General features: G+C 72.0%; 22 protein-coding genes and 2 pseudogenes. 16 read left to right on the top strand and 8 right to left on the bottom strand.

The features are described 5' to 3' along the window. Positions 1 to 7 precede the first annotated feature (7 nt). The 3 genes from I2W78_RS17425 to I2W78_RS17415 all read left to right on the top strand — a co-directional run bounded on the left by I2W78_RS17425 (position 8) and on the right by I2W78_RS17415 (position 3,163). Entirely contained in the window at positions 8 to 1,060 is a 1,053-nt protein-coding gene (locus tag I2W78_RS17425; RefSeq protein ID WP_196464601.1) for an aspartate-semialdehyde dehydrogenase, read from the top strand. Between the two features lie 409 nt (positions 1,061 to 1,469). Continuing rightward, the gene (locus I2W78_RS17420) at positions 1,470 to 2,045 is read left to right on the top strand and encodes a SigE family RNA polymerase sigma factor (protein ID WP_196464600.1); all 576 of its coding nucleotides are present in this window, start codon (positions 1,470 to 1,472) and stop codon (positions 2,043 to 2,045) included. Between the two features lie 59 nt (positions 2,046 to 2,104). Then, complete coding sequence (locus I2W78_RS17415; RefSeq protein WP_196461007.1) at positions 2,105 to 3,163, top strand: hypothetical protein; 1,059 nt, start codon at positions 2,105 to 2,107, stop codon at positions 3,161 to 3,163. Here I2W78_RS17415 and I2W78_RS17410 read toward each other — a convergent pair. Further along, the gene (locus I2W78_RS17410; RefSeq protein ID WP_196461005.1) at positions 3,133 to 3,942 is read right to left on the bottom strand and encodes an SURF1 family protein; all 810 of its coding nucleotides are present in this window, start codon (positions 3,940 to 3,942) and stop codon (positions 3,133 to 3,135) included. The genes I2W78_RS17415 and I2W78_RS17410 overlap by 31 nt on opposite strands. A 137-nt stretch (positions 3,943 to 4,079) precedes the next feature. Between I2W78_RS17410 and I2W78_RS17405 the strand changes: the two genes are divergently transcribed. Beyond that, positions 4,080 to 5,906: a S9 family peptidase gene (locus I2W78_RS17405; RefSeq protein WP_196461003.1), complete on the top strand. Its 1,827-nt coding sequence runs from the start codon at positions 4,080 to 4,082 to the stop codon at positions 5,904 to 5,906. Between the two features lie 190 nt (positions 5,907 to 6,096). Here the strand turns inward: I2W78_RS17405 and I2W78_RS17400 are convergent, their stop codons facing one another. After that, positions 6,097 to 8,037 (bottom strand): NAD-binding protein, encoded by a 1,941-nt coding sequence (locus tag I2W78_RS17400; protein WP_196464599.1) that lies wholly within the window; start codon positions 8,035 to 8,037, stop codon positions 6,097 to 6,099. Between the two features lie 158 nt (positions 8,038 to 8,195). Here I2W78_RS17400 and I2W78_RS17395 point away from each other — a divergent pair, with 158 nt between their 5' ends. From I2W78_RS17395 to I2W78_RS17365, 7 genes and pseudogenes are all read left to right on the top strand, one after another. Next, positions 8,196 to 9,197: a permease gene (locus I2W78_RS17395; RefSeq protein ID WP_307783708.1), complete on the top strand. Its 1,002-nt coding sequence runs from the start codon at positions 8,196 to 8,198 to the stop codon at positions 9,195 to 9,197. Beyond that, complete coding sequence (locus tag I2W78_RS17390) at positions 9,194 to 9,898, top strand: TIGR03943 family putative permease subunit (protein ID WP_196461001.1); 705 nt, start codon at positions 9,194 to 9,196, stop codon at positions 9,896 to 9,898. Before I2W78_RS17395 ends, I2W78_RS17390 begins: the two co-directional genes overlap by 4 nt. An 84-nt stretch (positions 9,899 to 9,982) precedes the next feature. Further along, positions 9,983 to 10,927 (top strand): ion transporter, encoded by a 945-nt coding sequence (locus I2W78_RS17385; protein ID WP_196460999.1) that lies wholly within the window; start codon positions 9,983 to 9,985, stop codon positions 10,925 to 10,927. Positions 10,928 to 11,119: 192 nt separating this feature from the next. Continuing rightward, complete coding sequence (locus I2W78_RS17380) at positions 11,120 to 11,596, top strand: hypothetical protein (protein WP_196460997.1); 477 nt, start codon at positions 11,120 to 11,122, stop codon at positions 11,594 to 11,596. A gap of 83 nt (positions 11,597 to 11,679) precedes the next feature. Further along, complete coding sequence (locus I2W78_RS17375; RefSeq protein WP_196460994.1) at positions 11,680 to 11,868, top strand: ferredoxin; 189 nt, start codon at positions 11,680 to 11,682, stop codon at positions 11,866 to 11,868. Positions 11,869 to 11,899: 31 nt separating this feature from the next. Beyond that, positions 11,900 to 12,819, top strand: a pseudogene (locus I2W78_RS17370) (FkbM family methyltransferase). Between the two features lie 61 nt (positions 12,820 to 12,880). Beyond that, on the top strand, positions 12,881 to 13,234 hold the full coding sequence (locus tag I2W78_RS17365) for a VOC family protein (RefSeq protein ID WP_196460992.1): 354 nt from the start codon (positions 12,881 to 12,883) through the stop codon (positions 13,232 to 13,234). Between the two features lie 7 nt (positions 13,235 to 13,241). Here the strand turns inward: I2W78_RS17365 and I2W78_RS17360 are convergent, their stop codons facing one another. From I2W78_RS17360 to I2W78_RS17350, 3 genes and pseudogenes are all read right to left on the bottom strand, one after another. Continuing rightward, positions 13,242 to 14,018 carry a glycosyltransferase family 2 protein gene (locus I2W78_RS17360; protein ID WP_374222676.1) on the bottom strand — a complete coding sequence of 259 codons (777 nt, stop codon included), beginning with the start codon at positions 14,016 to 14,018 and terminating at the stop codon, positions 13,242 to 13,244. Further along, positions 14,015 to 14,802 (bottom strand): annotated as a pseudogene (locus I2W78_RS17355) (GntR family transcriptional regulator). The gene I2W78_RS17360 and the pseudogene I2W78_RS17355 overlap by 4 nt, the downstream one beginning before the upstream one ends. A 289-nt stretch (positions 14,803 to 15,091) precedes the next feature. Beyond that, complete coding sequence (locus I2W78_RS17350; protein WP_196460991.1) at positions 15,092 to 19,057, bottom strand: nSTAND1 domain-containing NTPase; 3,966 nt, start codon at positions 19,055 to 19,057, stop codon at positions 15,092 to 15,094. A 557-nt stretch (positions 19,058 to 19,614) separates the two neighbouring features. Between I2W78_RS17350 and I2W78_RS17345 the strand changes: the two genes are divergently transcribed. From I2W78_RS17345 to I2W78_RS17335, 3 genes are read left to right on the top strand one after another with little or no spacing between them, the layout of a single operon-like run. Beyond that, the gene (locus tag I2W78_RS17345) at positions 19,615 to 22,296 is read left to right on the top strand and encodes a YfhO family protein (protein WP_196460989.1); all 2,682 of its coding nucleotides are present in this window, start codon (positions 19,615 to 19,617) and stop codon (positions 22,294 to 22,296) included. Between the two features lie 49 nt (positions 22,297 to 22,345). Continuing rightward, entirely contained in the window at positions 22,346 to 23,323 is a 978-nt protein-coding gene (locus I2W78_RS17340; RefSeq protein WP_196460987.1) for a glycosyltransferase family 2 protein, read from the top strand. After that, complete coding sequence (locus I2W78_RS17335; RefSeq protein ID WP_196460985.1) at positions 23,323 to 23,772, top strand: GtrA family protein; 450 nt, start codon at positions 23,323 to 23,325, stop codon at positions 23,770 to 23,772. The genes I2W78_RS17340 and I2W78_RS17335 overlap by 1 nt, the downstream gene beginning before the upstream one ends. On the opposite strand, the gene I2W78_RS17330 is transcribed toward I2W78_RS17335, so the two are convergent. Next, the gene (locus I2W78_RS17330) at positions 23,773 to 24,495 is read right to left on the bottom strand and encodes a hypothetical protein (RefSeq protein ID WP_196460983.1); all 723 of its coding nucleotides are present in this window, start codon (positions 24,493 to 24,495) and stop codon (positions 23,773 to 23,775) included. It abuts the gene before it with no gap. Between the two features lie 187 nt (positions 24,496 to 24,682). On the opposite strand from I2W78_RS17330, the gene I2W78_RS17325 reads away from it, so the two are divergent. Together I2W78_RS17325 and I2W78_RS17320 are read left to right on the top strand one after the other, a co-directional pair. Continuing rightward, positions 24,683 to 25,087 carry a hypothetical protein gene (locus I2W78_RS17325; protein ID WP_196460981.1) on the top strand — a complete coding sequence of 135 codons (405 nt, stop codon included), beginning with the start codon at positions 24,683 to 24,685 and terminating at the stop codon, positions 25,085 to 25,087. A 25-nt stretch (positions 25,088 to 25,112) separates the two neighbouring features. Continuing rightward, the gene (locus I2W78_RS17320; RefSeq protein ID WP_196460979.1) at positions 25,113 to 25,472 is read left to right on the top strand and encodes a hypothetical protein; all 360 of its coding nucleotides are present in this window, start codon (positions 25,113 to 25,115) and stop codon (positions 25,470 to 25,472) included. Between the two features lie 182 nt (positions 25,473 to 25,654). Here I2W78_RS17320 and I2W78_RS17315 read toward each other — a convergent pair whose 3' ends face one another. Together I2W78_RS17315 and I2W78_RS17310 are read right to left on the bottom strand one after the other, a co-directional pair. Continuing rightward, positions 25,655 to 25,897, bottom strand: coding sequence for a hypothetical protein (locus I2W78_RS17315; RefSeq protein WP_196460977.1), 243 nt, complete (start codon positions 25,895 to 25,897; stop codon positions 25,655 to 25,657). After that, positions 25,897 to 26,493 (bottom strand): VOC family protein, encoded by a 597-nt coding sequence (locus I2W78_RS17310; RefSeq protein ID WP_196460975.1) that lies wholly within the window; start codon positions 26,491 to 26,493, stop codon positions 25,897 to 25,899. The genes I2W78_RS17315 and I2W78_RS17310 overlap by 1 nt, the downstream gene beginning before the upstream one ends. Position 26,494: the final 1 nt, after the last annotated feature.

Below are 26,494 nucleotides of genomic sequence, written 5' to 3'. Positions count from 1 at the left end.
TACCGCGATGACCGCACGCCCGACGCTCGCGGTCGTGGGCGCGACCGGAGCCGTCGGCACGGTCATGCTCCAGATCCTGTCCCAGCACGCGGACATCTGGGGCGAGATCCGTCTCGTCGCCTCGCCGCGCTCGGCCGGCCGCAAGCTGGCCGTGCGCGGCGAGGAGGTCGAGGTGGTGGCCCTGTCCGAGGAGGTCTTCGACGGGGTCGACATCGCCATGTTCGACGTGCCCGACGAGGTCGCCGCGCACTGGGCGCCGATCGCCGCGGCCAGGGGCACAGTGGTCGTGGACAACTCCGCCGCCTTCCGGATGGACCCGGACGTGCCGCTGGTCGTGCCGGAGGTCAATCCGCACGCGGCGCGGGTCCGGCCGCGCGGCATCGTCGCCAACCCGAACTGCACCACGCTGTCGATGATCGTGGCCCTGGGCGCGCTGCACGCCGAGTTCGGGCTGCGCGAGCTGGTGGTCTCGTCGTACCAGGCGGTGAGCGGCGCCGGCCGGGCGGGCGTGGAGACGCTGCGGCAGCAGCTGTCCCTGGTGGCAGGTACGGAGCTGGGGACGAATCCCGGTGACGTGCGGCGGGCCGTGGGGGACAACACCGGGCCGTTCCCGGAGCCGGTCGCCCTGAACGTCGTGCCGTGGGCCGGGTCGCTGCGGGAGGACGGCTGGTCGTCGGAGGAGATGAAGGTGCGGGACGAGTCCCGCAAGATCCTCGGCCTGCCGAAGCTGCCGGTCGCCGTGACCTGTGTCCGGGTGCCGGTGGTGACCGCGCACGCGTTGACCGTGCACGCCCGCTTCGAGGACGAGGTCACGGTGGACCGGGCGCGGGAGATTCTCGCCACGGCGCCGGGTGTCGTGCTGTGCGACGATCCGGCGGCCGGGGAGTTCCCGACGCCGGCCGACGTGGTGGGCACCGATCCGACATGGGTCGGGCGGCTGCGGCGGGCGCTGGACGACCCGACGGCGCTCGAACTCTTCGTGTGCGGGGACAATCTGCGTAAAGGTGCCGCGCTGAACACCGCTCAGATCGCGGAGCTGGTGGCGGCCGAGATGACGTGAGGGAAAATTGCCCCTGGCGATGTCCTGATCTATTTGTAGGATCAACGTAAGGATTTTCCTCCCCGTCGTCCGCAACCGTGCGGAGGGCGGGGAGCGTCTATGCGGTCGCCCTTCCGGGGTGTGGGACGCGTTGATCCAAGGCGTGGGGACGCCGATGAACGAGCGTGGGGACGCCCGTTCATGTGGGACATAGGGGAAGAGCGGGACGCATGAGGGCATATGTGGCACCGTCAGTCGTGCTGCCTGACGCGAGAACAAGAGTGATGTCCGGCACGTACAACCCTGACGGGCTCAGACGTGTCCAACTGGCGTGGCAGAGGTACTCGACTTCCCCGCGGTGGCCCGCGGCACGGCCCTACGGCCGCCCCGGCGGCCCGTCCGCACCCGCATGCCCGGCGCGCCCGGCGGCATGCCGGTGATCGCGCCCATGCCCGCAGCGCGGCCCGCCCGCATCCCGAACCAGCGTGACGGTGCCGAGGACGTCGCGGCGGCCGGGACCACCGTCGACCACCTCACCGAGACCTACCGCACGCACTACCGCTCGCTGCTCGGTCTCGCCGCGCTCCTCCTCGACGACACGGCCTCCTGCGAGGACGTCGTCCAGGAGGCCTTCATCCGCGTCCACTCGGCCCGCAAACGCGTCCGCGACCCGGAGAAGACCCTCGCCTATCTGCGCCAGACGGTCGTCAACCTCTCGCGCTCCGCGCTGCGCCGCCGCATACTCGGCCTGAAGCTGCTGTCCAAGCCGATGCCGGACATGGCGAGCGCCGAGGAGGGCGCGTACGACCAGCTGGAGCGTGACTCCCTGATCAAGGCGATGAAGGGCCTGCAGCGCCGGCAGCGCGAGGTCCTGGTACTGCGCTACTTCGCGGACATGACCGAGGCCCAGGTCGCCGAGACGCTCGGCATCTCGCTGGGTTCGGTGAAGGCGTACGGCTCCCGCGGTATCGCCGCACTGCGGATCGCCATGGAGGCGCCGTCATGACGGGGGAGCCTCGGGCGCACGAGCAAGAGCCGAAGCAACCGCACGCTGGGAACGGAACTGTGAACCACGGCCTCGACGACCAGAGCTCCGAGGGGCTCGACTCGGACGAGCTGGCACTGCGCAGGATGCTGCACCAGGCGGTGCAGGACATCGAACCGCGCGACGGCACGTTGGACCACCTGCGGCGGGCGGTGCCCGCGCGCCGGGCGCGCAAGCGGCAGGCCGCCGTCGGCATGGCGGCCGCGGCGCTGTTCGTCTGCACCGCCGTACCCGCCCTGGTGCACGTCTCCAGCTCCACCGGCCCCGACGCCAACCCCTCCATCGCCGGTCATGGCGCGCAGGCGCAGGGCGGCGCGAGCGAGGGCCTGAGCACCGACGGCACGGGCGCCACCTCGGGTGGGTCCGGCGGTCAGGCGGAGGACAAGGGCAAGGGCAGCCCCGCGGAGGCCGAGCAGGGCACCGGCGCCACCCCGAGCAGCGGTGTCGTCGACGACACCACCGACGACGTCTACCCCTCGGCGACCAGTGCGGTCGCCGAGCCGGTGTGCACGGCGGCCCAGCTCGGCTCGGCCACCGCTACCGCCGCCGTCCCCGACGCCGCCGGTGCGGTGTACGGCACGTTCCGGATCACCAACGTCTCCACCGCCAGCTGTACCGTCGGCGGCGCCGGCACGGTGACCCCGCTCGCGCAGGGCGCGGCGGACGCCACCAAGATCAGCGTCGCCGCGCACACCACGGGCGACGCGGCGGCCGGCCTGCCCGACCCGGCCCTGGAAGTCCCGCAGCTGGTGCTGCAGCCGGGCGCGGCGTACGAGGTGCGGTTCGCCTGGGTGCCCTCGGAGACCTGCCCGACGGACGCCGGCGGCGACAGCGGCGGCGAGACCGGCGGCCCGTCGCCCGACCCGTCGCCCACGGAGAACACCGGCACCACGACGGAGGGCAGTTCCACGGGTGGCGACACGGGTACGTCGACGCAGCTGATGACCGAGGAGGGCACGAAGGACGGAAGCGTCGTCGTCTCCTACACGGCGGAGGCGGGCGCGCCCACAGTCTCGGCGACGGTGTCGAACGCGTGCGCGGGGACGGTCTACCGGACGGGCGTGCTGTCGACCTCGTAGGTGGTGGCCTCGGCGGCGTCCGCGGTCAGGAGTCCTATCTCCGCGTCCCGCGCGAACTCCGTCTCACGGCGGAACAACCGGAACCACATGAACACCACGAACCCGGCGAAGACGAACCACTCGCCGGTGTACCCCAGGTTCTGGAAGGCCTTGAGGTCGAGCCCGGTGTCCGGCGCCGCGCTCACCGGCACGGCCTTCATCCCCGAGTCGCCCTTGTTGAGCGTGATCCACGCGTCGTAGACGTCGTACGGCACGAGGTTCACCAGTGAGGCCGCGCTGATCGCCGCCGTCTGGCCCGCGGGCAGTCCGCCGCGCGCGGTGACGCCGTTCTCACCGGGGTTCTCGGAGGCCTGGAGCGCGCCGGTGACGGTCACCTCACCGCGCGGCGGGGCGGGCGCCTTCGCGGCGTCCGGCGCACCGGGCAGCCAGCCCCGTACGACGGGCAGTGCCCTGCCGCCGTCGGTGTGCAGCAGGGTCAGCACGTAATAGCCCCGCCTGCCGTCCAGTTCCCGGTCCGGCACGAGCAACTGCTCCCCGTACCGCCCGCTGACGGTCGTCTGGTCGCCGGAGGTCTCCTTGTCCACGGGCAGCAGTTCAGCCAGTGGCCGGGCGGCCCCCTTGCCGTCCGAGGCCGCCTGCTCCTTGGCGCTCTGGTGATCCTCGATCCGCGCCTCGAACCGGCTCAGCTGCCAGGACCCCATGAAGACGCAGAAGGGGATGGCGAGCAGCACGAAGAGGTTGATCCCCCACCATCGGGGCGTCAGCAGAAACCGGTACACGCCTTCAAAGGTACGGGGGGTGGCAGAAGGTGCGGGGCGCGGGGTCCCGAAGTTATCCACAAGCGGGGGAACCCGACTTGTCCACAGGCTGGGGACCTCGGCAGCACGATGTCGGTGTGGGCGGGCAGTATGGGGTCATGACTGAGAGCAACGGGTCCCCCTCGCCCGAGCGGCGCGAGGACATGCCGGACTGGGAGAAGCGCTTCAGGGCGCCGCGGGTGTCACTGCCCGACTGGGCGGAGGACGCCCCCGACCGCTCCTTGTTCGTGTCGAACGCGACGGGGACGTACGAGCTGTACGCCTGGGATCGCGCGACCGGCGAGCAGCGCCAGGTGACGAACCGGCCGAACGGCACGACGGACGGTGTGCTCTCCCCGGACGGCGAGTGGATCTGGTGGTTCGACGACAAGGACGGCGACGAGTTCGGCGTCTGGCGCCGCCAGCCCTTCGCGGGCGGCGAGGACGAGCTGGCCGTGCCAGGACTGGATCCGTCGTATCCGGCGGGACTCGCGCTCGGGCGGGACGGGCGTGCGGCGGTGGTGGGCCGGTCCACCGACGAGGACGGTACGACGATCCATCTCGCGCGTGTGGGCGAGGCACCGGTGGAGATCTACCGGCACCGCGAGTCGGCGGGCGTCGGCGATCTGTCCCACGACGGCTCGCTGATCGCCGTCGAGCACACCGAGCACGGCGACGCCATGCACTCGGCGCTGCGGGTGCTGCGGCCCGACGGCACGCCGGTCGCCGAGCTCGACGACACCAAGGGCGGCACGGTCGAGCTGGGCCTGGAGGCGCTCGGCTTCGCACCGGTCCTCGGCGATACCCGGCTGCTCATCGGGCACCAGCGTCGCGGCCGCTGGGAGCCGCTGGTGTGGGACGTCGCCACGGGCGTGGAGACGGACCTGGCGCTGGAGCTGCCGGGCGATGTGAGCGCCGAGTGGTATCCGGACGGCTCGGGGCTGCTGATCGGGCACAGCTACGAGGCGCGCGGGGAGCTGTTCCGCTACGACCTGCGCACGCGCGAGCTGGTGAAGGTCCCGACCCCGACCGGCTCGGTGTCGGGGGCGACGGCCCGGCCGGACGGCAGCGTGGAGTACCTGTGGTCGTCGGCGGCGGAGCCGTCGTCCGTGCGCTCGACGGCGGGCCGCGTGGTGCTCGACCCGCCGGGCATGAAGTCGCCGGGTTCGGTGCCGGTCGAGGACGTGTGGGTGGAGGGGCCCGGGGGCCGTATCCACGCGCTGGTGCAGAAGCCGGTAGGGGCCAGTGGTCCGCTGCCGACCGTCTTCGACATCCACGGCGGCCCGACGTGGCACGACAGCGACTCGTTCGCGGCGGGTCCGGCGGCCTGGGTCGACCACGGGTACGCGGTCGTCCGGGTCAACTACCGGGGCTCGACGGGCTACGGACGGGCCTGGACGGACGCCCTGAAGCACCGGGTCGGCCTGATCGAGCTGGAGGACATCGCGGCGGTCCGGGAGTGGGCGATCAGCTCGGGGCTGGCGGACCCGGACCGGCTGATCCTGACCGGCGGTTCCTGGGGCGGCTACCTCACGCTCCTCGGCCTCGGCGTCCAGCCCGACGCGTGGACGCTGGGCATCGCCGCGGTCCCGGTGGCCGACTACGTCACCGCGTACCACGACGAGATGGAAGCCCTGAAGGCCATGGACCGCACGCTGCTCGGCGGCACCCCGGAGGAGGTCCCGGAGCGCTTCGAGGCGTCGTCGCCACTGACGTACGTCGACCAGGTCAAGGCCCCGGTCTACATCTCCGCCGGTGTCAACGACCCGCGCTGCCCCATCCGCCAGATCGAGAACTACGTCAACCGGCTCCAGGCACGCGGCGCGGTCCACGAGGTCTACCGCTACGACGCGGGGCACGGCTCCCTGGTCGTCGACGAGCGGATCAAGCAGGTGCGGCTGGAACTGGACTTCGCGGAGAGACACCTCAAGGGCGCCGATAACTGACGGCTCCTGCCCCGCGTCTCGTCTCTCGGGCCCAACGACCCCTTGGCTCCGCCTTGTTGGGCCCGGAGAGGAGAACGGCACATCGCCGTTGCGCGTGCTCGATCGTCCGGCTGACCGCCGGTCGTGGCTGATCGCGCAGTTCCCCGCGCCCCTGGAGGGGCGACCGCTCAGGGGCGTCCGTTCACCGCCCTCACGCCCCCGCCCGCTCCCGTCGGCGTCGGCCCAGCAGCTCCGCGAGGCCGCGTCGGGTTGCCGCCAGCACCACCCGGTCCTCGGCGCGCAGTACGTATGTGGGCGGCAGGTCCCACACGAGGTCCGACGCCGACGCGGTCGTGCCCCGGCCGTCCGTGTCGGTCGGGCTCGCCGCCAGGTCCGGTCGGCGTTCCCCGGGGGCCGCCGTGTCCAGGGCCAGCACCCGCCAGGAGCCGGCCCGGAAGGCGTCGGCCACCGTCTTCCCCTCCAGCTGCCGGATCCCCCGCACCTCCACGGCCGCGAACAGCAGCACCCGCCGCTCGACCGGGATCGCCCCCAGCACCTGACGCCCCATCATCGCCCCGGCGAACGAGGGCGCCGCGAGATGCGTGACGCTGCGGCTGCGGGTGAGCGCCCGGGGGTGCGCGGCGCGCAGGGTGCGGTAGACGGCGGCGGCGAAGTCGTCGTCGTAGAGGCGGAGCACCACGCGCAGGTCGGGCCGGACCGAGCGGGCGTAGAGGACGGCCTCCAGGTTGGTCGTGTCGACGCTGGTCAGCGCGAGCAGCGTGTGCGCCCGGTGGATCTTGGCGGCCTCCAGGACGCCCTCCTGGGTGACGTCCCCGAGGACCACCGGCACCCGCAGCCGACGGGCCGTCGCCATGCCCCGGGCGTCGGGATCGGCCTCGACGCAGACCACCGGGATGTGCAGTTCGCGCAGCCGGGTCAGCACACGCGTGCCGATCTTGCCGAGGCCGAGCAGGACGACGTGCCCGCTGAGCCCGCGCGGCGGCCTGCGCAGCGCGGACGCGCTCCGGAACGTGCCGAGGGCCTCAAGGACGGCGGCCAGCAGCACCGGCAGCAGCAGTAAACCGACGACGGCGGAGAGGAGTTGGAGGACCTGTCGGCCGACGGACTGGCCGGTGGCCGGGTCGTCGATGCCGAGGATGTCGAGCAGGGTGAGATAGGTCGCCCGCAGCGGGTGGTCGCCGGTGACGACGGTCAGCGCGATCGCCAGCGCCACCACGGCACCCACCAGACCGGCGAGCGACCAGCGCAGCCGCCGGGAGAACAGGGAGGCGATCGGCGGTACGACCCCGACCGCGCGTCCGGCGGACCTGGGCGCACCGGCGTAGGACACCTGTTCCAGTACGACCGTGCCGCGCCCGGTGGCCGCCGCGACCTCGTCCTCGTCCGGCAGCAGCCGAGGCCCGCGCTCCCCGCTGCCCTCCGACCCGTCGGCACCGGCGGGATCGCTGCTCGTCGTCGACAGCAGCGCCAGCGTGCACAGCCCCGGATCGGCGACCTGGCCCGGCGCCGGCGGCGTCCGCTCCACGGCGCGCAGCAGCAGCCCGTCGGTCTGCACGACCTTGCTGGTGCCGACGAGGGCGGTCGCGGCCAGCGCGGGCGCGGCCGTGTCGGCGTCGGACAGCACGGTCGTGGAGGCGTCGAAGCCGGTGCTCGTTCCGTGCGGGTCGCCGGTCGCCAACGCGGCGGCCTGGTCGAGGAGTTCCTCGATGTGCTGGCCGAGCCGCCGGTTGTACAGGCGCAGGACGATGCGCACTCTGGGGTTGAGGCGGCGGGCGGTGAGGGCGGCGCGGATGTTGGTCTCGTCGTCGTCGTACACGAGCGCCAGCGCGGTCGCCCGCTCCACGCCCGCGTCGGCGAGCACGGCCTCGGTCGGCTCGTGGGCCTCCACGAGCCGCACGTTGCCGCCGATCTCGCCGCTCACCACGGAACCGCTGCCGTTGCCCGCCGCCCGGTTGGCCGCGTTCACCATCCGGTCCAGCAGCGCCACCGACGCGGCCCGGGCCCGGCCGACGACCGGCTGGTGCACCCGGCGCTCGGAGGGCGGCACCACCAGGGTCACCTGCTCCTCGTAGACGCCTCTGAGTTCGGCCGCGAGCCGGTGCGCGAGCCCGTCGTCGCCGCACACCACCATGTGCGCGGGCGCGTCGCCCGGCCGGCCCTGATTCGGAACGCTCACCACGAGGGAAAAGACTGCCTCAACGAGAAGGATGGTTCCAGCAACTGATTGAACGTCTGTTCCGCGTCGGCCGTATCGAAGGGGAGCCACCTCGCCCACTGGAGGACCCGTCCGTGGCCGTCACCGTCCCCAAAACACCGCCCCCGACCCCGGAGAAGGACGACGGCTGGCATCTCAGCTCCCCCCTCGTCCTCACCGTCACCCTGCTCCTGCTGCTGCTCGCCCAGGCGCCGATCCGCCGCGCGCTGTCCGCGCCGGTGATGCAGAGCTGGACGACGGTGTTCGTCGCGGTGGTCGTGCAGGCGCTGCCGTTCCTGGTGCTCGGGGTGCTGCTGTCGGCGGCCGTCGCCGTGTTCGTACCGGCGTCCGTCTTCGCCCGCGCGCTCCCGGCCCGGCCGGCCGCGGCGGTACCGGTGGCGGGGCTGGCGGGCGCGGTGGTGCCGGGCTGCGAGTGTGCGTCGGTGCCGGTGGCGGGGGCGCTGATGCGGCGCGGCGTCACACCGGCGGCGGCGCTGGCGTTCCTGCTCGCCGCGCCCGCGATCAACCCGATCGTGCTGACGGCGACGGCGGTCGCCTTCCCCGGCCAACCGGAGATGGTCCTGGCCCGTTTCGTCGCGAGCCTGGCCGTGGCGTGCGCGATGGGCTGGCTGTGGCAGCGGCTCGGACGGGCCGACTGGCTGCGCCCGCCGGCCCGTCCGTCGCACGAGGGGCAGGGCAGGGGAGCGGCGTTCTGGGGGTCGGTGCGGCACGACGTGATGCACGCGGGCGGGTTCCTGGTGATCGGCGCGATGGCGGCGGCGACGCTGAAGGCGGTCGTGCCCGAGCAGTGGCTGCGGGCGGCGGCGGACAACCCGGTCGTGGCGGTGCTCGCCCTCGCCGTACTGGCTGTCCTGCTGTCGATCTGTTCGGAGGCGGACGCGTTCGTGGCGGCCTCGCTGACGCAGTTCTCGCCGACGGCCCGGCTGGCGTTCCTGGTGGTGGGGCCGATGGTCGATCTGAAGCTGTTCGCGATGCAGGCCGGCACGTTCGGCCGCCGCTTCGCCCTGCGTTTCGCCCCGGCGACCTTCGCCGTCGCCGTCGGGGTGTCCGCACTGACCGGGGCGGTGCTGCTGTGAACCGGCAGGCGCAGGCGGCGGTGCTGTTTCTGCTCGGCGCGTCCCTGCTGCACGCGGGGGCCACGGATCTGTCGCTGCGCTACGTCAAGGCCGGGCTGCGGCCGTTGCTGCTGGTGGCGGGGGTGGTGCTGGTCGCGGCGGCGGTGGCGACGGTGTGGTACGCGCGCAAGGGCGCCGACGACGGGTCGGATCACCACGAACCCCGCGTCTCCTGGCTGCTGTTGCTGCCCGTGCTCGCGCTCGTGCTGATCGCCCCGCCGGCCCTCGGCTCGTACAGCGCGATGCGCGCCGGTACGGCCCTTCAGGAGCCCCCGGCCTACCCGCCGCTGCCCGCCGGTGACCCCGTCCGGCTCGGCCTGGCCGACTACGCGGCCCGAGCGGCGTACGACCACGGGCGCACGCTGCGCGGCCGCGAGGTCAGGATCACGGGCTTCGTCGCGCTGGACCGCTCCGGCACCCCGTACCTGGTCCGGATCGCCCTCAACTGCTGCGCCGCCGACGGCCGGCCGGTGAAGATCGGCCTGACCGGCCGGGTCCCGCCGGTGCTGCAACCGGACACCTGGCTGGAGATCACCGGCACCTACACCCCGAAGCGGTCCCGCGATCCGGTCAACGGCGGCCCGATCCCGTTCATCAAGGTGACGGCGGCCAAGCCGGTGCGGACGCCCAGCGACCCGTACGACGAGAGCTGGAACAGCTGAGAAGGGGGTTTCGCCGCCCCGAGCGGTCGTTGTGTCGGCGCACCCGGCGCATATCACGCTGCGCGAGGGAGCAGATACAGCACGATGACCGACGTGCAAGACGATCAGCTCCGACCGGACGGCGCTTCGCGTCCCGGCCGCCGGGCGCTGGCGGAACGAGCCCGTACCGTCACGGAGGCCCGGTGGTTCGCCTTCACCGTCCTCGGCGTGATCCTCGTCAACGCCGCCCTGCTCGGCGCGGAGACCTACCGCGGCCTGGTCGAGCACGGGCACCGGTGGCTCCACCTCGCCGAACACCTCTGCCTGGCCGCGTTCACCGTCGAGATACTCCTGCGCGCCTGCGCCCACGCCGACCGGCCCCGCGACTTCTTCCGCGACCCGTGGAACCTCTTCGACGTGGCGGTGGTGGCCTGCGCGTTCCTGCCGCTGGTCCGCGAGAACACCACGGTCCTACGGCTGCTGCGGCTGGCCCGCGTCCTGCGCAGCGCCCGCTTCCTGCCGCAACTGCGCATCGCCATGGTCGCGGTCGCCCGCAGCGTGCCCGGCACGGTGAGCTTTCTGATGGTGGGCGGCCTGATGCTGTACGTGTACGCCATGGTGGGCTGGATGTTCTTCGGCCGCGAGAACCCCGGACAGTACGGCACGATCGGCCGCGCCGTCCTCACCCTCTTCCTCCTGATGACCCTGGACGGCCTCGGCGACGCCGTCCACGCGGGCCTGGAGATATCCCCGTGGAGCGTCCTCTACTACGCCTCGTACGTCCTGCTGGCCTCCTTCGTCCTGGTCAACGTCCTGATCGGCCTGGTCCTCAGATCCCTCGACGAGGCCCGCGAACTGGAGGAGGAACGCCGCGACCCACACCACCGCACCACGCCCCTGCCCCCCGCTCCGGAACAGCCCGACCTCCACACCAGTCTGGCCCTCGCCAGAAGGGCCCTGGACGAGCTGGAGGCGAGCCTGCACCGCAGGCCGGTTCCGGAGACCCGCGACCGGGGAGAGGAGATGCCGCGCCCCGCGCCGAGACCGTGACCCCGTCAGTCCCGCGGGGTCCGCCGGCGCGGCGGCAGCAACAGGTCGCGCTCGGGATGCCGTTCGCCGGTGACGCTTACGCTGACGCCGAGATCCACCCTGGCCGCCTCGTGGCGGCCCCGACAGGCCTCTGTTCATCTGACGGCACGTCAGTTATCGTCCGACCCGCCGCTTCCGAAAGGGTGATGTCCCGTGCCGTCACATCCGCAGAGCCCGCAGCCGCCCGGCACTCCACGCTGGGTCGCGATGTTCTACCAGCCGTCCTCCGCGTCCTGGCGGGTCGGCGCGCAGTCGCCGTATCGGGCTCCTGTCCTGTACGCCCTCGGTGAGATGACCCAGACCCTGCGGGCCCGGGGCGAGGATCCGGCCGTGGTGCTGTGGGGACCGAAGGACGGCGCGTGGCAGAGGGTCGACGCCCCGGCCGCCGTGGCGGCCTCGTCCGCGCCACTCACCGGCACCCCCACCCAACCCGCCAAGCTCGCCGAACGCATGACCGACCGACGGCATCAGGTGCTCGTCGCCGCCCTGAACCGTGCCGGGCTCTACGACCTCGCCCCGGACGACCGGACGGCCGCCGAGGCGGTAGTGGACCGGCTCGACGAGACCACCGTCCGCCGCGTCGCCCACTGGCTCACTCTCGCCGCCGGGGACGCGCCACCGGTTCGCTGAATCGCCCGCCGGGCAGGGAAGGGACGTAGGTCTCGGTTTCGATCGGCCCGTCGTCCCACGGGCTCAAGGCGACTGGAGTGGACATGTGGCTCTCCGTTGACCCCGAGCGCTGCTACGGCTCCGGCGACTGCGCATACCGGGTTCCGTCCGTCTTCAGGGTGGTGGACGGATTCGGCGCGGTCGTCCCGGGACGCGAGGACGGCGGAGGCGATCCCAAGGTCCGGGAGGCGGTCGAGGGCTGCCCGTCCCAGGCCATCACGGTCACCGAATAGCGCCGGGCGCGCCGACCCGATGAGTGCCCCCATGACAGCGGCCACCGAAGCGCTGGTCACCCTCGGCAGCCGATATGTGCGGTACGCCCCCGGCAACCTCGGCAAGGCGGCCCTCGCCGCGCGCCTGCTCAACGCCCACCTGCGGGATCACCCCCGCCGACGGGTCGTCGAGACCCGGTCGGGAGCCCGTTTCGCGGTCGACACCCAGGACCTGATCCAGCGCTACCTCTACCTCTTCGGCGTCTGGGAACCGCATATGACCAGCTGGCTCGCCGGCCGCCTCAGGCCGGGCGACGGCTTCGTCGACGTCGGCGCCAACATCGGCGTCTTCAGCGTCCTGGCCTCGCGGCTCGTCGGGAACGCGGGCCGGGTCGTGGCCGTCGAGGCGTCCCCCGCCCTCCACCGGCGTCTGGAACAGCACACCCGGCTCAACGGCTGCCGCAACGTCCGAGCCGTCAACGCCGCCGTGTCGGACAGCCGCGGAAAGCTCACGTTCACGCTCGCCAGCTCCCGCAACATGGGCGCCAACAGCATCGTCCCGTACGACGGTCCCGCCGAGGCCGTCTTCGAGGCCGAGGCCGCTCCGCTGCCCGACCTGCTCCAGCCGGGCGAGCTGGAGAACACCCGGGTGATCAAGGTCGACGTCGAGGGGCGGAGGGGAGCGTCGTACGCGGGCTCGCGCCCGTGCTGGACAAGCTGCGGCCCGATGCCGAGATCACGGTGGAGGTGACCCCCGAGCGCATGGCCGGGCTCGGTGACCGCGTCGAGGAGTTGCTGACGACCATGGCCGGTGCCGGGTTTCACGTCTACCGGCTGGCCAACGACTACGCCCCCGCGAGCTATCCACCGGCGCTCAGCGGTCCCCGCCGGGTGCCCCTGCGCTGGCGGGGGCCGGTCACCGAGGAGAGCGACCTGGTCTTTTCGCGCACCGACGCCGAGGCGCTCCCCTGACCTCCGCTGACATCCGACGGGCACTCAGTAAGGTGCGAAAGCGGATGAAAGGGTACCCACCGTGGCCATCAACACCGTCTACGCCGTCATGCCCGTCGCCGACTTCGAAGCGGCGCGCACCTGGTACGAACGCCTCTGGGGCCGGCCGGCCGACCGCGACCCCATGGAGGGCCTGGCGGAATGGGAGGTCATCGCGGGCGGCGCGATCCAGCTGCTGCGCGAACCCGACCGTGCGGGCTCCGCCATGCTGACGCTGGCCGTCGACGACGTCGCCGCCGAGGTCCGGCTGGCCGCCGAACGAGGGCTGGACCTGGGGACCGTCCAGGACACCCCGGGCGGCTTCCGGGTCGCCGCCGTCACCGACCCGGCCGGGAACGTCATCACCTTCGCCCAGGACCTCGGTCAGCCGGCGTGAACGACCCCTACGGCGCCCCGTCCGCCGGATACCGCCAGCCGAACCCCGCCAGCGCCCGCGCCCGCGCCTCCACCACCGCCATGCGTGCCTCCCGCTCGCCCGGATCGACGTGCGAGGCCTGGCCCGTCACCTGGCCCTCCCACTTCCGGTAGAGAAGCCCCACCCGAGCCGAGAACCACCCCCGGCTCACCGAGTTCAGCGCCAGCAGCAGCCCGGTGTCCTCGGACGCGGGCAGCGCCATCCAGCCGCCGAGCGCCACCAGCAGGTCCCGTCGTACGCACAGCGAGGCCGGGTGGACCTGGGCGCGGAAGTCGTTCGCCGTCCAGAAGTCGAGCACCGCGTCCCGCTCGATCGGCCCGTCCTCGGGATCGCCCGGGAAACCGACGGTCGAGCCGTCCGGCAACAGGTCCAGCACCCTCGACGTCACCCATCCGACGCCCGGCTCGGCCTCCAGCACCGCCAGATCGCGGGCCAGCACACCCGGCGCCAACTGGTCGTCGGCGTCCAGGACCTTCACGTACTCGCCCTCCGCGTGCGCCAGCGCGATCGTGCGCGCCACACCGGGCCCCCCGCGCCGCCCCTGACGGAACGTCACCCGCACGTCGTCGGGCACATACGGACGGACGTCCTGCGACTCCCCGTCCTCCTGGATCACCCACCGCCACTCCCAGCCCTCCGGAAGCCGCTGCTCGCACAGCGACTTGTGGGCCTCGGGCAGAAAGCGGGCCGACGGGGGGTGCACAGCGGTGACGATGACGATGTGCCGGGTCACGGCGGCACTCACCACCTTTCCAGGCGAGTGGTGAAGAACAGTTCGGTGCGGTCACCCGGCAGCGTGACGTCGGAGATGTCCACCACGCGGTCGTCGATGTCGTACGACGTCTTGTGCAGCAGGATCACCGACGTCCCCGGTGGCAGCTCCAGGTCCGCGGCCTCCTCCGGGGTCGGGGGGCGGGCGGTGAAGCGTTCCTCGACGCGGTCCACCTCGATGCCGACGGTGTGGAGCTGGTGCTGGGTGCCGCCGGGCCAGGGCTCGTTGGCCTCGTCCAGGAGGGCGGGGTTCGCGGCGATCATGTCGCGGACCAGGTAGGAGGTCACCAGGTTGAAGGGGCCGTCTCGGACGCGCATCGGGTTCGGTACTTGCGCTCCAGCAGCACCGTGCCCTCGGGGACGCCGAACGCCTCCGCCAGCTCCTTGGGCGCCTTGATCTCGCGGTACCTCGCGTGGAAGACCAGGTCCTGGAGTCCGAGGCCGGTGTCGTGTTCCGTCGCCCCGGTCGCGGCCCGCTGGAGCAACGGCTGGCGGGCGCGGTCCTTCTCCCACTGGTGCCGCCTGTTGTCGCGGACCGCGAGCGTGCGGGGGCGGCGGACGAAGTTGCCGAGGCCGTGACGTTTGTCGATGAGGCCTTCCTCGCTGAGCAGCCGCAGCGCGTTCTGGATCGTCGGCACACTGCGCCGGTAGTGCTCGGCCAGCTCCGTCTCGGTCGGCAGCCGGTCACCGGGCCCGCGTTCGCCCTCGCGGATGGACCGGCGGATGTCGTCCGCGATCACTTCGTACGCCTTCGGCATATGAGTCAGCCTACGACTCCTAAAGAGGTCTTGCTGACCGGGTTCGGTTGTACGGGGAAATAAGGCGGGCGACATTGCCTTATTGGGGCGCGACCGCACCCCAATACGCCCATCCGCATCTCCGTAACGAAGAATGTCGTGCAATTTCAAGCAGGGCGCCCGACGAACGAAAACGCCCGATCGCTGGCGACGGGGGATGCACCAGCGATCGGGCTGTGGCCAAGACTAACAAGGCGGATGGCGGCGCGGGACCCGACTGATGAGGTGCGTCGAGGCGCTGTGACGGGGATCACTGCCGACAGGGCGGCTCGTAGGACAACCGTGGCAGATACTCGTGCCATTTCTCCGGCGTCAGCACGCCCCGAGTGGTGGAACAGATGTGCCGGACGGCCTCGTCCACGTTCAGGTCCCACAGCCGTACCGTCCCGGCGCCGCTCGACACCCCGAGCAGGCGGCTGTTGGGGCTGAAGGAGAGGAAGTTGCCGGTCTTGGCGTTGGGGCTGAGCGACTGCCCGATGGACGTGGCGGTGGACGGGCGGCTGACGTTCCACAGGCGCACGGTGTCGTCGTTGCCGCCGCTGGCCAGTGTGTGCCCGTCCCGGCTGAACGTCAGGGACACGACCGCCTCGGTGTGCCCGGTGAGGCTGGAGCCGAGCCGGGTGGCCCGGAGGGGGTCCTCGACGTCCCAGAGCGCGACCGTGTTGTCGTCGCTGCCGCCGGCCAGCGTATGGCCGTCGGGGCTGTAGGCCAGGGCGTTGACGGGGCCGAGGTGGCCCCGGAGCGGGGCGCCGAGCTGGGTGGCGCGGCGGGGGGCGGAGACGTTCCAGAGCCGGATGGTGGTGTCGGCGCTGCCGCTGGCGAGGGTGCGGCCGTCGGGGCTGAAGACGAGGGTGTTGACGTAGCCGGTGTGGCCGGTGAGCGGTGCGCCCAGCCGCCGGGGCTTCGACGGGTCGGAGACGTTCCACAGCTGGATGGTGCGATCGTCGTAGGCGGTGGCGAGGGTGCGGCCGTCCGGGCTGTAGGCCAGCGCGTCGGGGCCCGCGTAGCGGGTGCGCAGCTCCACGGGTGGGCCGTGGGCGACCGGCCCGGCCGGGTTCGTGACGTTCCACAGCTGCACGGCGCGGCTGCCGGTCAGCACGGCGAGGGTGCGCCCGTCGGGGGAGAACACCACCGAGCGGACGTCCCCCTCGGCGGGCAGGAACGGCTCGCTCAGCAGCACCGGCCGCCTGGGCGCCCGTACGTCCCACAGGCGGATCCGCTGGTCGCGGGCGGCCGTGGCGAGCACCCGCCCGTCCGGGCGGAACGCCCCTATCCGGCCCACCATGTCCGACCTCGGTATCGACCACAGGCGGACCTTGTTGTCGCCGGCGCCGGTGGCGAGGCTGCGGCCGTCGGGGCTGAAGCCGAGGGCGTACATCTCGCCGCTGCTGCCCGCGAGCGGCTCGCCGACCTGGGAGGGGAACGCCGGGTTGCTGACGTTCCACAGGCTCGCCGTGCTGTCCGCGCTGGCGACGGCGAGCAGGGAGCCGTCCGGGCTGAAGGCCACCGACCAGACGGGGCCGGTGTGCCCGGTGAGCGGCGCGCCGAGCGGGGCCGCGTCCTGTACGTCCGTCACGTCCCACAGCTGGACGGTGTCGTCGGCGCTGCCGCTGGCGAGGGTCCGGCCGTCGGGGCTGAAGGCGACCGAGTGGACCAGGGCCCGGTGGCCGGTCAGCGGGGCGCCGATGGTCTTGGGGTGCTCCCGGTCGGTCATGTCCCACAGCCGGACCGTGGTGTCGTCGCCGCCCGACGCCAGGATCCGCCCGTCGGGGCTGAAGGCGATCGAGCGGACGGCGGCGGTGTGGCCGGTGAGCGCGCCGAGCCGGCCGGGCCGGGCCGGGTCGGCCACGTTCCACAGCCGTACGACATGGTCCTCGGTCGCGGCGGCGAGCGTACGGCCGTCCGGGCTGAAGTCGAGCAGATAGACCGTGCCGTCGTGGCCGGTCAGCGGCGCGCCGAGCGGGCGCGGGTGACGGGGGTCGCGGACGTCCCACAGCCGGACCGTGCCGTCGTCGGAGGCGCTGGCGAGGAGGTGGCCGTCGGGGCTGAAGACGGAGGTGCTCACCCAGCTGGTGTGCGCGGTCAGGGGCTTGCCGAGGGGCTTGGGGCGCTGCGGGTCCGCCACGTCCCACAGGCGGACCGTGCGGTCGTAGCTGGCGGTGGCCAGGAGCTTGCCGTCCGGACTGAACGTCGTGAGGTAGACGGCGCCGGTGTGGCCGAGCAGTGGGGTGGCCAGCGGCGCGTTCACGATCGACACCAGCCGGTTGTTGGTGCCCTCGTCGTCCGGGCGCAGGCGGTGGGCGACCAGGTCGAGCTGCGCGGACAGCGACGGGTCCGTGTACTGGACGCGGTCGGCCTCGGCGAGGACCTGCTCGAACACCGCGTCGTCCCGCTGCTGCCACGCGACCACCGCCGCCCCGACCGCCAGCACCGCCAGCGCGACCAGTGCCGCCACCGCGCTCCGGCTGATCCACACCGTGCGCCGGCGCAACCGGACGGAGGCGGCCAGGAAGTCGACCGCGCTGCGGGTCAGGAAGGTGTCCCCGGCGGACCCCGCCCAGCTGTGCGCCTGCTCCAGCCGGGAACCCCGGTACAGCAAAGACGTGTCGCGGTTGGTGGCTTCCCAGGCCCGGCTGTCCTCCTCCAGCCGCTGGCGCAGCAGGTTGCCGCCCCGGTCCTCGTCGATCCAGTCGCGCAGCCGGGGCCAGGCGTGCAGCAGCGCCTCGTGGGTGATCTCCACGGTGTCCGCGTCGAGGGTCACCAGCCGGGCGCGCACCAGCTCTTCGAGCGACTCCTCCGTCTTGTTCGGGTCCGTCGACTCCTGCGCCAACTGCCGCCGGGTGCCCCGCCGCCGGGTCGCCTGGGTGTCCTCGCCCAGCCGGACCAGCCTCAGCAGCAGCAGCCGCGCGGCGGTCCGCGCCGCCGGGTCCAGCCGGGACCAGGCCCGCTCGGCGGTCGCCGCCACCGCCCCCTGGATGCCGCCCGCCGCGCGATACCCGGCCAGCGTCAGCCGGCCCGCCTTGCGCCGCTGCCAGGTGGCGAGCAGGGCGTGCGACAGCAGCGGCAGCGCGCCCGCGTCGTGGGCCCCGCGCGGTCCGTCGGAGCTCACCTCCCGCACGATCAGCTCCGCCAACCCCGGCTCCAGCTCAAGACCCACGGCCTTGGCGGGTCCGGTCACCGCCTCGCGCAACTCGGCGGTGGTGAGCGGCCCGAGCACCATGTGCCGGTGCTGGAGGGCGTCGGCCAGCTCCGGATAGCCCAGGCACTGCTCGTAGAAGTCGGCGCGGATGCCCAGGACGACGAGCACGGGGGCCGGTGCGTCGGGGCCGGCGGGGGAGGCCGCGGCGTGCAGAAGCCGGACGAAGGTCCGCCGGTCGGCCTCGTCGGAGCAGAGGGTGAAGGCCTCCTCGAACTGGTCGACGATGACGACCGGCCGGCGCTCGCCCGACGCCCACGCCGTGACGGCCTCCCGTACGGCGTCCGCGAACTCGGGTGTGCCGGGCTCCTGTTCCGTGACGACCGGCGCGAGCCCGGGGATACGGCGGGTCAGCTCCGCGAGCGGATCGGCCCCCGGCACCAGCTGCACCACCTCCCGGCCCTGATCGCCGCGCAGGGCGGGCACCAGACCGGCGTTCAGCAGCGACGACTTCCCCGCCCCGGAGGCCCCGACGAGCATGACCAGCCCGCCCGTCCGCTCGGCCGCGCGCAACTGGGCGACCAGGGCGTCCGTACTGCGCTCCCGCCCGAAGAACCACCGCGCGTCCTCCTGGCGGTAGGAGGCCAGCCCCCGATACGGGCACACCCCGCCCGGAACGGCCGGGTCCTGCTCTGCCGGAGGTCCTTCCTCCTCTTCCGGGTCCGCCGTCCGCTCGCCGATGGGATCCGCGACCGCGCGTTCCCAGAGGCGCTGCCACTGGCCCATGTCGTACAGACCGGCCGACACCGGCACGGGCCGCGCCCGCCGGGCCTGTGGAATCAGTACGTGCAACACGGCCGCGAGCGCCGTGAAATGAGCCGGTACGTTCTTCGCGCGGCGCCAGTCGCTGATCCGCTGCGCGGAGACCCGTACGGGCCGCCCCCGTTCGTCCACCCGCTTCAGTCGTACGACGGCCTCGGACACGGTCTTCAGGGGAGGGTTGCCGGCCTCCTTGTACAGCAGCGCGAGACGTTCCGCGAAGGCTGTGCGTGCCCCTGAGTCCGAACCCAAGGTCTCCACCCCTTACTTCCGCCGCACTTGAACATCCGGACCGGAAAACTCACTTTATACGTCTGACCTGCGGCTTAGCGGTCGTCCGGACACTGGAACCTCCTCGCCCGAAGCCCCGGATGACAGGATCGCGGCACAGCGCGCGCGTCGTTCGGCACCGGTCTCCACGTGGGGAGGGACCGGTGCCGAACGACGTTGCCCAAAGTTGCGCAAGATCATGACCGGGTCATACCCAGGCCGCTCCGGGCGAACGCCTCCGGGGCGGCCTGCGTTGCTGGAATGACACCCTTCATTCACCTGGCGATAACCAGTTTCACCGGAATTTCTTCTGAAACCGGAATGCCTTCCTACGTATTCGGTTTCTTCCCTCCTACTTCCGTCCGGTGCACAACCATTCGGATCCGGGATTCATCTAAGACGGCGGACGAGGACGCGCGCAGGAGCCGCACTCCGGACGAATTGCGGCGCGTTTCCCATTCCTCAGGAGGACTGCCCAGAATGGTCTGCTCGCACAGACGTGGCACGGGTCACGGAAACCGGTGGTGCCGTCCGGACAGGGACAGGGTGTGAAACCGACGCCCCACCGCGAACCGAGGATCGTCGCCGCGCTGCTCGCCGCGGTCCTCACCGTCACCGCGTTCTGCGCCGCCGACGCCATCGCCCGCACCTACCCCTTCGGCCCCGACACCCGGAACGTCAACGACCTGGGCAACCAGTACGTCCCGTTCCACGCCCACCTCTGGGACCTCCTGCACGGCAGGGCCGACGGCGGCTTCCTCTTCAACTGGCAGTCCGGCTACGGCTCCAGCTTCCTGCCCGACCTCGGTACGTACCTCAGCAGCCCGTTCGCCCTGCTGGTCGCGGTGTTCCCACGGGACGAGATCGACCTCGCGGTGTACGTCGTCACGGTGCTCAAGGTGGCGTCGGCCGCCGCCGCGATGGCCTGGCTGCTGCTCACCATGCGCCCCGGCCGCTGGTGGGCGGCGGGTCTGCTCGGCGCGTCGTACGCCCTGTGCGGCTGGACGCTGGCGAGTTCCTCGTACAACACGATGTGGCTGGACGGCCTCGTCGCGCTGCCGCTGCTGTGCCTGGTCGGTGAGTGGACGCTGCGGGACCGGGACCAGGACGGGGTCCGGGGCCGCCGGCTGCGCCAGGTGCTCGGTGTGCTGATCGTGGCGGTCGCCTGGATCGCCAACTTCTACACGGCGTACATGGCCACCCTCGCCGCCGGCCTGGTGCTGCTGCTCCGGCTTGCGCTCGCCTCGGCCCCGCTGCGGCAGAAGCTCGGCGCGGCTGGCCGGGCGGTGCTCACCGTCGGCCTCGGCGTGGGCCTGGCCGCGCCGCTGGTGACGGTCGTGTACTTCGGCACCAAGCACGCCTACCCCGGCCGGGTCCGGGAGTTCGTGCCGGTGCCCACGGAGGACGTGCTGGCCCGGCTGCTGCCCGCGACATACGGCTTCGGCTCGCCGGCCGTGTACGTCGGGACCACCGCGCTGCTGCTGGCCCTCGCCCTGCCCTTCCACCGGGCGGTGCCCCGGCGCGTGCGGTACGGCTGGACGCTGCTGGTGGTCGCCGTCGCGCTGTCGTTGCAGTGGGGCCCGACGCATCTGCTCTGGCACGCCTTCGCGACACCGCAGGGCAGCCCGTACCGGCAGACGTTCGTGCTGTGCGCGCTGCTGGTGATCGCGGCGTGGCACGCGCTGGCGTACGGGATGCCCAGGTGGCGGGAGTTGGGCGCCGCGGGTGGGCTACTGGCGTTGATCGCGGTCGTGGCGAGCGGAAGCTATCTGATACGGCCGTTCGCCTGGCCGGTGTTCTTCGTGGCCGTGCTGGGGGCGGTGGGCGGGCTGGCGCTGCTCGCCGTCCGCCAGGCCCGGGGCGCGCGCCTGGGTGCCAAAAGCCGTGTCGTGCTGCCGGCGCTGGCCGTGACGCTGCTCGTCGGTACGCAACTCGGCGAGGCCACCGCGACCTCCGCCGTGGCCGGCCGGCTGCGCCTGGGGCACATGGACGACTACGCGACCTGGGGAGCCCGGCAGGACCGGCAGGCGGAGGCGATCGCGCAGGCCGACGGATGGCCCCGGTACCGCACCGACCCGGGCCGGGAACAGACCGTGGGCAACGACCCGCTGATGGTCGGCGGGCAGGGCGCCCAGTACTACAGCAGCCTCACCTCCGACGTCCTCAGCCGCACCCTCACCGCCCTCGGGGACGGCTGGACCTCGCGCGGCCGCAATGTGCAGAGCCTCGACAACGCCGTGACGGACGTGATCTTCTCCGTCGGCGCACGGGTGCACTCCCCGCCGGACCCGCACCAGAGGTGGTTCCGGAACGAGGGCGGCACGGTGAGCGTGTCCCGCCAGGAGGTGCCGTCGCTGGTCACGGTGCGGCCGACCGACGCGCGCCGGACGGTCGCCGACTTCGGCCCCTCGCCGTACCGCAACCAGGAACTGCTGCTGGGCGCCCGCGTCTACACCGTCCCCCGCATCACCGTACGCACGGCGGACGGCACCCCGCCGCCGCGCAGCACGGACGACCGCCCGGGCGTACGCATGGAGGGCGGAGGAGCGAACGGGCGCAGGCCGACGATCACGGCCAACTGCCCCACCGGCGACGAGGTCTACCTGTGGGCGCCGCACTTCTCCGGCACCGCGCGCCTCTCCGGCGCCACGGCCGACGGCCTGACGGGCCGCTTCCGGGCGGACCACCCCGTGACCAAGATCGCCGCCATGCAGCGACTCGGCGCGGTCCCCGCGTCCGGCCGCCTGCGCATCGAACTGTCCCCCGACCGCGAGAGCGTCGTCCCCGAAGACGCGGTCGGCTGCCTGGACACCGCGCGCCTGCGCACGGCGGCCGAACGGCTCACGGCCACCGGCGCCACGAGGACGACGGTCTCCGACAGCGGCGAGATCCGCGCCGAACTCCCGCCCGGCAGCAGGGGAACGGCCGTGATCGCGGCGCCCCGGATCGCGGGCTGGCGCTGCGCGACGGGGGACGATCCGGCCGTACCCGCAGGCCAGTACTACGGCCTGATCGCCGTACCCCTGAACGGCTCCGCCACGATCGTCACCTGCACGTTCCACCCACCAGGCCTGCGGCTGGGCGGCGCGGTCGGCGGGGCGTCACTGCTGACCCTGCTCGCGCTGGCCGCCCTCGCCGCCGTACGCGACCGCCGCCTTCGACGACGTACCACGCCCCACCCCGCCCCGCCCCGACCGACGACTCCACTACCCGAGCGGGCGAGCGCATGACCGGCCACGGCGCCCGCCGAAAACCGAAGACCGAGCACCTGGGGGAACCATGCTGATATCGATCGTCGCGCCCTGTTTCAACGAGGAAGACGTCATCGAACGCTTCCACGAGGCGGTCCAGAAGGTCGCGGAGGAACTCCTGCCACTGGGCCACGACATGGAGTTCGTGTACGTCGACGACGGCAGCCGCGACCGCACGCTGCTGCTGCTGAAGCAGCTGGCCGAGATGGACGCGCGCGTGCGCTACGTCTCCTTCAGCCGCAACTTCGGCAAGGAGGCGGCCCTCCTCGCCGGTCTGCGGCATGCCTCCGGAGACGCCGTGATCATCATGGACGCGGACCTCCAGCACCCGCCCGAACTGATCCACCGCATGGTGGAGCTGCACAGAGAGGGCCACGACCAGGTCATCGCGAAGCGCACCAGGACCGGCGACGGAATGCTCCGCACGGTGACGGCACGCCTCTACTACCGCCTCGTCAACCGGCTGGTGGACGTGGAACTCATGGACGGCGTGGGCGACTTCCGGCTGCTGTCCCGCCGGGTGGTGGACTCGGTCCTGGACCTCACGGAGTACAACCGCTTCTCCAAGGGCCTGTTCGCGTGGGTGGGCTTCCCCAGCACGACCTTCGAGTACGAGAACGCCGTACGCGAGCACGGCCGCAGCTCGTGGACGCTGCGGGGCCTGCTCAACTACGGCATGGACGGCCTGATCTCCTTCAACAACAGACCACTGAGGGCGGCCCTCTACCTCGGCATGGGCCTGCTGCTGTGCACCGGCCTGTACACGGCGTGGATCGTGATCGCCGCACTGGTCAACGGCGTGGACACGCCCGGTTACGTCACGATCATCACCGCCGTCACGGCGGCGGCCGGCATGCAGATGATCATGCTGGGGATCATCGGCGAGTACACGGGCCGGATCTACTACGAGGTGAAGGGCCGCCCGCACTTCCTGGTGAAGGCGACGAATGTGGAAGGAACGCCCGAACGCAGGGCGGGCGGCAGGACGAGGGATCTCATTCCCTGATGAGTGAGCTGAATTCTCTGGCCGGCACCCCAACGGCCACGCACCCTGCCCGGCCGCGCCCGATCACGGGGCAGGTATTGACCTTCGCCGTGATCGGTGTCATCAACACCGGGACGTACTACGGCCTTTATCTCCTGTTCCTGCCCCACATGCCGTACCTGGCCGCACACGTCGTCGCGACGGCCCTGAGCATGACGGGATCGTTCTTCCTCAACACCTATTTCACGTACCGAACCCGCCCCACGTGGCGGAAGTTCCTCCTCTTCCCCTTGACGAACGCCACGAGCTTCGTGGTCACCACGGCGGGCGTGTACGTGATAGTCGACGTCCTGCACGCCGGCAACCGCCTCGCCCCGCTGATCGCCTCGATGGCGGCGATCCCGGTGACGTTCGTGGTCGCCCGCATGATCATGCTGCCGAAGCAGCCGAAGGTGAAGGACGGCGAGTGATCAGCCGGTGGGGCTCGGCGGGCTCTGTCGTGTCCTGATCCGGCGCCGGGGCGCCAGCCACCGCCCCGCGGCGACCCCGGCCACGGGCAACACCACGACGGCGGCGCCGCCGACGATCCACGGCACCCAGTTCGGGGGCGTGTGCCCCGAGACGGCGACGACCTCCCCCTCACCCGGGACGGCGTCGATGCCCTCGGGCGTGAGGATGGTGTCGTCCGAGCGGAAGATCTCGTTGTTCCGCCGGAAGTCGTCGAGACCACCGGTGTAGACGGCGCCGTCGGAGTCGATGAGCGCGGTCTCCTTGCCGCCGGACTGAGCCACGTACAGGGTCACCAACTCCAGGGATCCGTCCTCGTGCTTCACGACCACGGACCGCTGGTACAGCTTGCCGGAGGCCCCGGCGAAGTCCTCCGCCGCGTCGCGGACGTCCGCGTCGGGCGCGCACGGGGGCTCGGTCGCGGCGTCGTCGCAGGGGGTGGCCGCGAGGAGGGCGTACTGCAACTGCTCGGGCGTGTAGCGGGCGGCGAAGTTGGCGAGCCGGTCCTCGCTCGAGTACTCGTCGTCGGTGGGGAACTTGTCGTTCTCGACGTCGGTGGACCTCGTGTACTCCCGGAACAACTCCGGCCCGGAGATCCCGGGTTCGGACTCCCCACAGGCCGACAGGAGGGCGACGCCGCTCAGCGCGGCGAGGGCTGCGCGTACGACGGACTGGGCGCGCGTCATGCGGGCCTCCGGGGTGGGGGTTGGGTGGTGCGGTGGGTCCTCACATCGGTGCCCACTGTTTACCGGGGTGGAGCCGGGAGGGGTCCCGCGAAGGTCCTCACCGACACTCTGCGGCGTCGCTGTACTCAGGCAGAGGTGAGTACTCGCGCTCTGTTCGGGTGCGGGGGTGAGCCGGAACGCTTGGCCCATGCGCCAAGGACTCCCGAAACCCGTTCCCCAGCTGTCGCCGATCCTCGTCCCGGCCGCGGTAGCACTGGCGGCGTGGGCCGCCTGGCTGGGCTGGGACCAGCACCGTGACGTGCAACCCGACGGCACGACGAGCGGCCCGTACGAGGCGTGGCAGGTGATCGGCCTGGTACTGACTCTGCTGGCCCCGGTGTACTGGGCGGCATCCCGGCGCTACGTCGCAGGCGCCGTACTCGGCACCACGGGCGCCCTGACCGCAGCGGCGTACTACGACTGGTCGGACGACTCCAGCGGCCTGTTCGTGATCGGGGTGGGGATGGTGATGCTGGGGAGCCTCGTGGCGACCGCGGCCGTTTCGGCCGTGATCGCCTTTTGGCGGGATCCGGAGCGGCGGTCACGTCGATAGGCCGCCAGAACCTCGCCGCACGTTGTTGTCCGTTGGAAGCGGTCCGGAGGTGGTGCTGCGGCGGCAGCTGTGCTGTGTCGAGCGCACGGCCGAGGACTACCGCGACGAGATCACCCGAGCCGTAGCACCGTCGGCCGGTGCGTCACCGGCCGGGGCAGCGGCTGCCGAGCGGGAGACGGGCGATCCGGGGACGACCGACGAGGGCACCGCCGTACGGGAGGCCGTCCCGCACAGCTCCGGAGCACCGGACGAGGCGGACAACCGGGCCGTTGCGGAGCAGCCCGTGCCGCCCCGGCCTGTTCCCTCGCCGAGCGATGTCGTTCGCAGGCAGCGCAGGAAGCCCCAACCGGTCGACGACTTCCTGCTCCGCCGGAAGGATCAGTGAGATCCGCGGCACCGGACCATGAACACGAAGTCCGCCAGTGCCGGGCTGTACGCGGCGCCGCCCGCGCACGGAAGATGCCGCCGTAACCGGCCGGCGCCGAGACACCCTCAGCGCGCCGCCGAAGATGCGAAGCCCATTGCCCGGTGCCTGCGCAGCTGACTGGTGAGTCATGCCGACCGGTCTCAATCTTCCAGCCGGAGCACGGACTTGTCGAACCTGGCCATGGTTCCGCTGTATCCGCCGGTCAGCGCGGAGAACCAGACGGCGTCACGGGCGCCGATCCGCTCGCGCTCCAGAACGAGCGGTCCCTCGGCGGTGGTGACGCACACGTAGTCGCCGACGGTCTCGGTCGTTGCGGTATCGCTGGTGACCGCGTCCAACAGGGCCCGGAATTCGGGGACGTCGAGGATGTACAGGGTGGCCATCAGTTGGTGTCCCTCTCGTGTCGTGCGGCGATCAGTTCGGCCTTGCGCTGCCAGGTGGCCTTGAGCGACGGATCGCCTTTGCGGACCACGTCGGTCAGCGCGGCCACGGTCAGCTCGGCGTCGCGCGCGTCGATGCCCCCGAACTCCCGCAGCGGACGGGTGATTTCGAGCTGGATGCCGTTCGGGTCGTCGAAGTAGATGGATTCGATCATCTCGTGGGCCAGCGGTGGCGTGACCCGGATTCCGGCGGCCTTGAGCCTGCCGCGCCAGGCAAGGAGCTCTTCCTCGGTGTCGACGTGCAGGGCGATGTGCCGTGACACGTGCATGAGGTCGTCGGGGGCCTGGTCCTGGGGGAGGTCGAAGTAGTAGAAGAAGGCCAGGTGGTTGCCGTTGCCGAGGGCGAAGAAGAAGTGGACGAAGTCCGGGAAGTTCTCCGACAGCCAGCCGGTTCCCGTGACGGCGTGGACGAGCGGCAGGCCGAGAGCGTCGCGGTAGAAGCTCACGGTGGCCTCGGGGTCCCAGGTGACGTGGGCCAGGTGGTCGACTCCCCGGAGCGTGAGCCGGTCGTGCGGAGTGGGGCTGCCGGTGGATTCCATC

The sequence above is a fragment of the Streptomyces spinoverrucosus genome, assembly GCF_015712165.1.
GTDB classification, from domain to species: domain Bacteria; phylum Actinomycetota; class Actinomycetes; order Streptomycetales; family Streptomycetaceae; genus Streptomyces; species Streptomyces spinoverrucosus_A.
This window is presented reverse-complemented; position numbering and strand designations above follow the sequence as displayed.